Origin of the sequence: Nocardioides sp. NPDC057577, from assembly GCF_042801335.1 — a bacterium.
Classification (GTDB): Bacteria; Actinomycetota; Actinomycetes; order Propionibacteriales; family Nocardioidaceae; genus Nocardioides.
The window spans coordinates 1-9,308 of record NZ_JBHVGB010000215.1 but is presented as its reverse complement, the minus strand read 5'-3'; the positions used below and the strand labels follow the sequence as shown (position 1 = coordinate 9,308).

The 9,308-nt window shown below is 68.7% G+C and carries 7 protein-coding genes; 1 reads left to right on the top strand and 6 read right to left on the bottom strand.

Annotation, left to right across the window (positions count from 1 at the left end):
• Positions 1-56 precede the first annotated feature (56 nt).
• The 6 genes from ACFU7D_RS26735 to tkt all read right to left on the bottom strand — a co-directional run bounded on the left by ACFU7D_RS26735 (position 57) and on the right by tkt (position 8,144).
• The gene (locus ACFU7D_RS26735) at positions 57-1,025 is read right to left on the bottom strand and encodes a hypothetical protein (RefSeq protein WP_378873101.1); all 969 of its coding nucleotides are present in this window, start codon (positions 1,023-1,025) and stop codon (positions 57-59) included.
• A 175-nt stretch (positions 1,026-1,200) separates the two neighbouring features.
• Positions 1,201-2,385 (bottom strand): endonuclease, encoded by a 1,185-nt coding sequence (locus ACFU7D_RS26730; protein WP_378873099.1) that lies wholly within the window; start codon positions 2,383-2,385, stop codon positions 1,201-1,203.
• Between the two features lie 148 nt (positions 2,386-2,533).
• Positions 2,534-3,274: a 6-phosphogluconolactonase gene (gene pgl / locus ACFU7D_RS26725; RefSeq protein ID WP_378873096.1), complete on the bottom strand. Its 741-nt coding sequence runs from the start codon at positions 3,272-3,274 to the stop codon at positions 2,534-2,536.
• Entirely contained in the window at positions 3,271-4,926 is a 1,656-nt protein-coding gene (gene pgi, locus ACFU7D_RS26720; RefSeq protein ID WP_378873094.1) for a glucose-6-phosphate isomerase, read from the bottom strand. The genes pgl and pgi overlap by 4 nt, the downstream gene beginning before the upstream one ends.
• Positions 4,923-6,029: a transaldolase gene (gene tal, locus ACFU7D_RS26715; protein ID WP_378873092.1), complete on the bottom strand. Its 1,107-nt coding sequence runs from the start codon at positions 6,027-6,029 to the stop codon at positions 4,923-4,925. Before tal ends, pgi begins: the two co-directional genes overlap by 4 nt.
• 3 nt (positions 6,030-6,032) lie before the next feature.
• Positions 6,033-8,144, bottom strand: a complete 2,112-nt coding sequence (gene tkt, locus ACFU7D_RS26710) for a transketolase (protein ID WP_378873090.1) — start codon at positions 8,142-8,144, stop codon at positions 6,033-6,035.
• A 172-nt stretch (positions 8,145-8,316) separates the two neighbouring features.
• Between tkt and ACFU7D_RS26705 the strand changes: the two genes are divergently transcribed.
• Positions 8,317-9,255, top strand: coding sequence for a heme o synthase (locus ACFU7D_RS26705; RefSeq protein ID WP_378873088.1), 939 nt, complete (start codon positions 8,317-8,319; stop codon positions 9,253-9,255).
• Positions 9,256-9,308 lie beyond the last annotated feature (53 nt).

The window sequence follows — 9,308 nt, the reverse complement described above, 5'->3', positions numbered from 1 at the left end:
GTTATGACGAGCCGACTCGGCACGGGATCTGGTCAGGACGAGCCGACTCGGCGATTTCAGGCGGCCGTCGCGTGCCAGAGGCGCTGGTAGGCGCGATCACGCAGCCGCCGCAGTCGTACGCCGGGATCAGCGAGTCTGCGGAACGTGTCGTCCTTGGTGAAGACCTCGACGAGCCAGCCGTCATCGATCATGTCGCCTCGCCGGCTCCGGTCGTGTTCCAGCTGCTCGGGGGTGCTGTGCCATTCGGCCCCGTCGTACTCGACGCCTATCTTCAGGTGCTCGTTGCCAAGGTCGAGGCGTCCGAGGAATTGGGTTCCTCGACGGACATCGAGCTGGGGTACGAGATCGAGGCCTCTGACCTCTTTCGACCAGATCCGCAGGATCGACTCCGGAGGTGACTCCGCTCGACCATCGGCGAGCGGTCCGACCGCCCTCAGCGTGGTGACGTACCGCTGTCCGCGGAACCTGTTGATTCCAGCGAGGAACTCGTCGCAGTCGTAGCGACCGAGCCGGTGTATCTGGTCGATCGCGGCGATGGCCCGCTCTGGCCAGCGCACCCGGCCGACGTCCCACGCCGTGCGTAGCGCGCTGGTGACCAGCAGGCCTCCGACCTCGACGATGTCATCGTCGTGGAAGCTACGTTCGCCGCTGGCAGCTAGGTCGTTACGTAGACGTCCGCGGCCGGCGGGGAGGAAGACGGAGAGGGGTTGCAGGTCGAGGTGCTCACCAGGGGCGAGCATCATCTCGGCGCCGAGAAGCCATCCGGCATGCCGATCGACCACCACCGCGTCTTTGGGCACGACAAGCTTGAGCCCCGCGGCCCGCAGGTCTAGCGAGTCGCCCATCTCCGTCGCGACATAGACGCCCTTGATCAGGCGGCGGACGAGGCCCAGGTGTACGAGTTCGCGCAACTGGCGATAGGTCACGCCGGACTCGAGCGCCATCTTGGCGGTGAACGGCAGCGTCGGCGGCAGCGGAAAGTCGGGGCCGAGCGTACGGGTGAACTGCATCTGTTCGATATCCATGCGCCCAGCATGAGCGGGACCACCGACATTTGACGTTGACCGCCGAGTCGGCTCGTTATGACGAGCCGACTCGGCGTCGGATCTGGTCAGGACGAGCCGACTCGGCGTCGGATCTGGTCAGGACGAGCCGACTCGGCGCCGGTATCGGTCAGGACGAGCCGACTCGGCGGGGGTGTCAGCAGGAGGCGCCGAAGATGGACTCGGCGTACTCCGGGTGGTCGACGAAGGGGTTCCGGTTGTGCTGGTAGGTCGAGTAGACGGTGTTGTTGCGGGTGCGTTCGGCTGCGGTGACCGGGTCGGCGTTGTGCCAGCCGAGCAGGACGCAGACCTTGCCGAGGTAGTTGGTCGAGCCGTTGATGGCGTTGTTGACCTCGAGGTCGGCGAAGCCGTCGTCGCCGTTGTAGCGCACGGCCATGTAGAGGATGCCGCGGGCGAGGTCGCCCTTGACGCTGTCACGAGGCTCGAATGAGTCGGAGTCGGTCCAGCAGTCGCTGCACTCCGAGACCGCCGACCCGCCCAGGTCGAAGTCCTTGTTGCCCCGGGTGGAGTTGACGGTGACGTCCTCGGGCCGCAGGTGGTGCACGTCGGTGCCGGGGCCGTTGCTGGTGCCGAAGTTGCCATGGCTCTGCGGCCAGGTGTGCTCGCGGTTCCAATTGTTGGCGTCACCGCCGTTGTTGGTCTTCGGCGTGGAGACACCGGAGTAGAACTCGATCACGTTCGAGGAGTTGTTCGGGTCCTGGTCGAGGACCTTCAGCGCCTCCCAGACCGCGCTGTAGGACAGCGTGGTGTGGCCGTCGATGATGTTGTGCAGCGCCGACTTCAGCGACGAGCCGGACAGGCCGGCGGCCGGGTCGTAGTAGCCCGCCGGGATTCCCGGGTCAGCGGTCGGGGTGGCTGTCGGGGTCGGAGTCGGGGTCGGCGTGGAGCCGGCGAACGCGAAGGCGGTGGCGTTCTTGTGGCCGGGATGGGAGAAGTACGCCGTCAGGGTGCCGGTCACATCGATCTGACGCCCCTTCAGGCCCGGGTTGGACCGCAGGCCCCACGCGCTGCGGAACGCATCGGGGATCTGCACGTAGAGCATCTTGGACGTGCTGGTCTCCGCGGCCGAGTCAGCGATCGCGAGAGCGTAGTCGTTGGGGTAGTTGCTGGTCACGACCGTGCTGGTCGCTGTGGGCTGGCCGACGACGTAGCCGCGTACGGTGGCTGTCGAGCCGTTCTGGGTGGCGATCGCCGTGGTGACGTTGATCGTGGCCGCCTGGGCCGGGGCGGTCGTGATCACGACCGCCATGAAGCTCGCCAAGGCGAGGGCAACGAGGCTGGCCAGGGTGAGGCCGAGCCGCCGAGAGACGCTGAAGGACATGCTCGGATGGTGGCAGTCGCCAGGTGCCCGCGGAACCCGCTGCGGGAAAGATTTACCTGCCGTTAGCAACCTGGGTAACGGAGTTCCCGAGACATGTGTGCCGACTCGGCGCTTCTGAGTGGGACAGTCGCGCCGAGTCGGGAGGAGGTCAGAGCTTCGAGGCGGCGGCCCGGTCCAGGAACCAGGTCGTCTCGGTCGTGCCGGTGACGCCGGTGGCGGGGATCTCGGTGATCGGGGCGCCGGCGTGGGCCTTGGCCACCGCTTCGGCCTTGCCCTTGCCGCTGACCAGGAACCAGACGGTCGTGGACCGGCGCAGCGCCTCGAAGGTGAAGGTGATGCGCTCGGGCGGGGGCTTGGGGGAGCCGGTGACGCCGACGGCGATCGCGTTCTTCGCCTCGAGCTGCGGGAAGCCGGGGAAGAGGGAGGCGATGTGGCCGTCGGGGCCGACGCCGAGCATCAGGATGTCGAAGCCGCCGGAGTCGTGGCTGCGTACGTCGTCGGAGAACCGTGCCGCTGCCTCGTCGACGCTCAGGCCGGAGTCGGTGGCGGGCATCTCGTGGATGCGGTGGTCGGGCACACCGACTTCGGTCAGGAAGGCGGCGCGGGCCTGGCCGGCGTTGCGGTCGGGGGAGTCGGCGGCGACGTAGCGCTCGTCGCCGAAGAAGAACTCCACCGCGCCCCAGTCGACACCCGACTCGGGGGCGAGGCGGGCGATCTCGCGATGGATCGCCTCGGCGATCGTGCCACCGGTGAGGCCGATGGTGGGTACGTCGCCGGCCGCCTGAAGGTCGGCGAGGCGGCTGAGGAACTCCCCGGCCACAGCGGAGGCCAGGGCCTCGGCGGTGTCGTGGACCTCGATGAGTGACTCGGGATGACCGTCGCTGGTCACGTGCGCTTCTCTCTGTAGTAGGCGATGAGGGATTGGGTGGAGGCGTCCTGCCGCCCGGCGGCCTCCGCGTCGCCGGAGACGGCCGGACTGACCTGCAGGGCCAGCTGCTTGCCGAGCTCGACGCCCCACTGGTCGAAGGAGTCGATGCCCCACACCACACCCTGGGTGAAGGTGATGTGCTCGTAGAGGGCGATCAGCTGGCCCAGGACTCCGGGGGTCAGTGACGGCGCCATGATCGACGTGGTCGGCCGGTTGCCGGAGAAGACCCGCGCGTTGACGATGTTCTCCGCGGTGCCCTCGGCGCGCACCTGCTCGGCCGTCTTGCCGAAGGCGAGCGCCTGGGTCTGGGCGAAGAAGTTGGCGAGGAACAGCTCGTGGACGTCGACGTCGCTGTCGCGCAGCGGGTAGGCGGGGTTCGCGAAGGCGATGAAGTCTGCCGGGATGACCCGGGTGCCCTGGTGGATCAGCTGGTAGAACGCGTGCTGTCCGTTGGTGCCGGGCTCGCCCCAGAACACCTCTCCGGTGTCGGTCGTCACCGCGGTGCCGTCCCAGCGCACCGACTTGCCGTTGGACTCCATGGTCAGCTGCTGAAGGTACGCCGGGAACCGGTGCAGCAGCTGGGAGTAGGGCAGCACGGCGTGGGTCTGAGCGTCGAGGAAGTTGACGTACCAGACGTTCAGGAGGCCCATCAGCGCCGGCACGTTCCGCTCGAGCGGGGTGGTGCGGAAGTGCTCGTCGATCGCGTGGAAGCCGCCGAGGAACTCGGCGAAGCCCTCCGGCCCGATGGCGATCGCCAGGGTGGTGCCGATCGCGGAGTCGACCGAGTAGCGGCCGCCCACCCAGTCCCAGAAGCCGAACGCGTTCTGCGGGTCGATCCCGAACGCCTCGACCTTGTCCAGCGCCGTGGAGACGGCCACGAAGTGCTTCGCGACGGCCTCGGCGGAGTCCACGCCGTCGCCGAGCGCCTCGAGCAGCCAGGCACGCGCCAGCCGGGCGTTGGTCAGTGTCTCCAGGGTGGAGAAGGTCTTCGACGAGACCACGAACAGGGTCGTGGCCGGGTCGAGTCCCTTGAGCTTCTGGCCGGCGTCGGTGGGATCGATGTTGGAGATGAACCGACACTCGATCTCGGGGTGACGGAACGGCTCGAGCGCTTCGTAGGCCATCACCGGCCCCAGGTCGGAGCCGCCGATGCCGATGTTGACGACCGTGTGGATCCGCTCGCCGGTGACGCCCTTCCACTCGCCGGAGCGGACCCGGTCGGCGAAGGCGTACATCTTCGCCAGGGTCTCGTGGACGGCTGGCACGACATCGGTGCCGTCGACCTCGAGAGAGGCGTCGGCGGGAAGACGCAGGGCGGTGTGGAGCACCGCGCGGTCCTCGGTGACGTTGATGTGCTCACCGGCGAGCATCGCGTCGCGGCGAGACTCCAGGCCGACCTGCTCGGCGAGAGCCAGCAGGGTGGCCAGGAGGTCGTCGGTGATGAGGTCCTTGGAGAGGTCGACGTGGAGGTCGGCCGCCTCGAAGGTAAAGCGTGAGGCCCGGCCGGGATCATCGGCGAACCACGAGCGCAGGTCGGGCTCGAAGCCGGCCCGCTGCTCGGTGAGTGCCTTCCAGGCGTCCGTCGTGGTCGCGTCGACCGGGCCTTCGCTCACTGCTTGACCGCCTCGATCTGGGCGACGACGGTGTCGACGAGCTCCGTCCAGGAGACCTTGAACTTGTCGACGCCCTCGGTCTCCAGGACCAGGAAGACGTCGTCGAGGTCGACCCCGACCGAGCGCAGCGACTCGAAGACGGCGGCCGCCTCGGCACCCTTGCCGGTGACGACGTCGCCCTTGACCTCGCCGTGGTCGGCGAAGGCCTCCATCGTCTTCTCCGGCATGGTGTTGACCGTGTCGGCGACGACCAGGTCGGTGACGTAGAGGGTGTCGGGGTAGGCCGGGTTCTTGACCCCGGTCGAGGCCCACAGCGGCCGCTGGGCGTTGGCGCCCTCACCGGCCAGCGCGGTCCAGCGCTCGCTGGAGTGGACCTCCTCGAAGGCGGCGTACGCGGCGATGGCGTTGGCCACCGCGGCCTTGCCGAGCAGCGCGGTGGCCTCGGGGGTGCCGAGAGCCTCGAGCCGCTTGTCGATCTCGGTGTCGACGCGGGAGACGAAGAAAGAGGCCACCGAGCGGATCGTGGACAGGTCGATCCCGGCCGCCTTGGCCTGCTCCAGACCGGTCAGGTAGGCGTCCATCACGGCCTGGTAGCGCTCGACCGAGAAGATCAGGGTCACGTTGACCGAGATGCCCTCGGCGATCGCGGCGGTGATCGCGGGGAGCCCCTCGAGCGTCGCCGGGATCTTGATCAGCACGTTGGGGCGGTCGACCGCGGCCCACAGCGCCTTGGCGGAGGCGATGGTCGCGTCGGTGTCGTTGGCCAAGGTCGGCTCGACCTCGATCGAGACCCGGCCGTCGTCCTTGGTGGACTCGGCGACCGGCGCGAGGATGTCGCAGGCGTTGCGTACGTCCTGGGTGGTGAGGCCGAAGATGACCTCGTCGACGGTCTTGCCGTCGGCCACCAGCGAGCGCAGCTGCTCGTCGTAGCGCTCACCGTTGGCGATCGCGGCGGCGAAGATGGTCGGGTTGGTGGTGACGCCGACGACGGACTTCTCCTTGACGAGATCGGCCAGGTTGCCGGTCTCGATGCGCTCGCGGGAGAGGTCGTCGAGCCAGATGGATACGCCGGCCTCGGCCAGCGCCTTGAGTCGGTCAGACATATTTCATGCTCCCTTGTTGATGGCGGCGAGGCTCTCCTTGGCGGCCGTGACAACCGCCTCGGGGGTGAAGCCGTACTCCTTGAACAGCAGCGCTCCGGACGCCGAGGCGCCGAAGTGCTCGAGCGATACGATCCGGCCGGCGTCACCGACGTACTCGCGCCAGCCCTGCTTCACGCCGGCCTCGACGCTGACCCGCGCCTTGACGTTGGGCGGGATCACCGAGTCCCGGTAGTCCTGCTCCTGGGCATCGAACCACTCCAGGCACGGCAGCGAGACGACGCGGGCGCCGATGCCCTCCTTGGCCAGCCCCTCGCGGGCGGCGACGGCGTACTGCACCTCGGAGCCGGTGCCGAGCAGCACGACGTCCACGGTCCCGGTGGGGGAGTCGAGGAGTACGTAGCCACCCTTGGCCACGCCGCTCGTGTCGGCGTAGCCCTCGACCCCGCGCGGGAAGGTCGGCAGCGCCTGACGGGTCAGGATGAGCGCCGAGGGGCGGTCGTGGTGCTTGAGCACCTCGAGCCACGCGGCTGCGGTCTCGTTGGCGTCGGCGGGGCGGACCACGTCGAGACCCGGGATGGCCCGGACCGCGGCGAGGTGCTCGACCGGCTGGTGGGTCGGGCCGTCCTCGCCCAGACCGACGGAGTCGTGGGTCCAGACGTGGATCACCGGCAGCTTGGACAGCGCCCCGACGCGTACGGCGCCTCGCATGTAGTCGGAGAACTGGAAGAACGTGCCACCGAAGGCCCGCGTCGGCGAGTGGGCCACGATGCCGTTGAGGATCGCGCCCATGGCGTGCTCGCGGATGCCGAAGTGGAGCACGCGGCCGGCGTAGGGGTCGCCCTTCCACTCGTGGGTGGAGCGGTCCTCGGGGACGAAGCTGGGCGCACCGGAGATGGTGGTGTTGTTGGAGCCGGCGAGGTCGGCCGAACCGCCCCACAGCTCAGGCAGCACCGGCGCCAGCGCGTTGATCACCTTGCCGGAGGCGGCACGCGTGGCGATGCCCTTGGCGTCGGCCTCGAAGACCGGCAGCGCGTCGGCGATGTCGGCGGGGAGCTCGCCGGCCTGCAGCCGCTCGAGCAGCTTGGCGCCCTCCGGGTTGGCCTCGGCCCAGGCGGCCTCCTCGGCGCGCCAGGCCTCCTCGGCCTTCTCGCCGCGCTCGATGAGCTGGCGGGTGTGGGCGAGCACCTCGGGGTCGACCTCGAAGGACTTGGCCGGGTCGAAGCCCAGGATCTCCTTGGTCGCGGCGACCTCTTCGGCGCCGAGCGCCGAACCGTGGGCGGCCTCGGTGTTCTGCGCGTTGGGGGCGGGCCAGGCGATGATGGTGCGCAGCACGATCAGCGACGGCTGGTCGGTGACCTCGCCGGCGGCGTTGATCGCGTCGAACAGCGCCGGGACGTCCTCGGTGTAGCCGGTGCCGTCGTGGGTCCAGTCGACCTCCTGGACGTGCCAGCCGTAGGCCTTGTAGCGGGCGGCGACGTCCTCGGTGAACGCGACGTTGGTGTCGCCCTCGATCGAGATCCGGTTGGCGTCGTAGATCATCGTGAGGTTGCCGAGCTTCTGGGTGCCGGCGATCGAGCTCGCCTCACCGCTGACGCCCTCCTGCAGGTCGCCGTCTCCGGCCAGGACGTACGTCTTGTGGTCGAACGGGCTCGGCTGGTCGACCGGCGTGTCCGGGTCGAGCAGGCCGCGAAGCCGGCGCTGGGCCATCGCGATGCCGACGGCGTTGGCGACACCCTGGCCGAGCGGGCCGGTGGTCACCTCCACACCGCGGGTATGGCCGCGCTCGGGGTGACCCGGGGTCAGCGAGCCCCAGGTGCGCAGGGCCTCCAGGTCGCCGAGCTCGAGACCGAAGCCGCCGAGGTAGAGCTGGATGTAGAGGGTGACGCTCGAGTGGCCGACGGAGAGCACGAACCGGTCCCGACCGAGCCAGTCGGTGTCGGCGGGGTTGTGCTTCATCACCTTCTGGAAGAGCAGGTACGCCGCCGGGGCCAGGCTCATCGCGGTGCCAGGGTGGCCGTTGCCGACCTTCTGCACGGAGTCCATGGCGAGTACGCGGACGGTGTCCACGGCCTTGTTGTCCAGATCGGTCCACTCGAGTACAGGTTTGGTGCTCACGAGGTGCCTTTTCAAAGTCGTCGACTCCACATTGGGAGAGTTCTTGGGCTGGCCGTGGGGGCTGCCGAATCCGAGCCTACTCACGCCCGGGGTTAGACTGCGAGCCGCATGCTGTGAACTGCTTGTATGTGCCGCATGTGACGCCTCAACCCGAACGAGAAGGATCTTCTCAGTGACGCACGTCGAACAGCCGGTCCCCGACCTCGACCAGCGTAGCGACCGCGCGTCAATGCGCGATGTCATCTCGGCGTACGTCTCCTTGACGAAGCCCCGGGTGATCGAGCTGCTGCTGCTGACCACGGTGCCGGTGATGTTCTTCGCCGCCCAGGGTGTCCCGGGCGTCGGCCTGGTCGCGGCCACCGTCGTCGGCGGGATCTTCTCGGCCGGTTCGGCCTCGGTCTTCAACTGCGTCTACGACCGCGACATCGACGAGCAGATGAGGCGTACGCGGCGCCGGGCCCTGCCTCGGCACGTAGTCACCCCTCGGGCGGCCCTGATCTTCGGCTCCGTCCTGGCCGTGCTGTCGGTGCTGGTGCTCGGGTTCTTCGTGAACTGGCTCTCCGCGGGCCTGTCGCTGGCCGCCAACGCCTTCTACGTCTTCGTCTACACGATGCTGCTCAAGCGGCGCACCACGCAGAACATCGTCTGGGGCGGCATCGCCGGCTGCTTCCCGACCCTGATCGGCTGGACCGCGGTCACCAACTCGGTGAGCTGGGAGCCGCTGATCCTGTTCATGGTCGTCTTCTTCTGGACCCCGCCGCACACCTGGGCCCTGGCGCTGCGCTACCGCGAGGACTACGCGCAGGTCGACGTGCCGATGCTGCCGGTGGTCCGTTCCGCGCGCCACGTCGGCGGCCAGATCGTGGCGTACTCCTGGATCATGGTCGCGACCTCGCTGCTGCTGTGGCCGATCGCCTCCACCGGCTGGCTCTACCCGGTCGCCGCCATCGCTCTCGGCGCCGTCTTCCTCGTCCAGGCCCACCAGCTGCACGCGCGCACCAAGGGCACCGAGGACCTCACCAAGATCCGCCCCATGCAGCTCTTCCACTCGAGCAACCTCTACCTGAGCCTGCTCTTCGTGGCCCTCGCGGTCGACCCGCTCCTGCGCTGACGCCCGAGCAACCGGGAGGGCTGAAGCCACCAGTGGGGTGAACCCACCCGCGT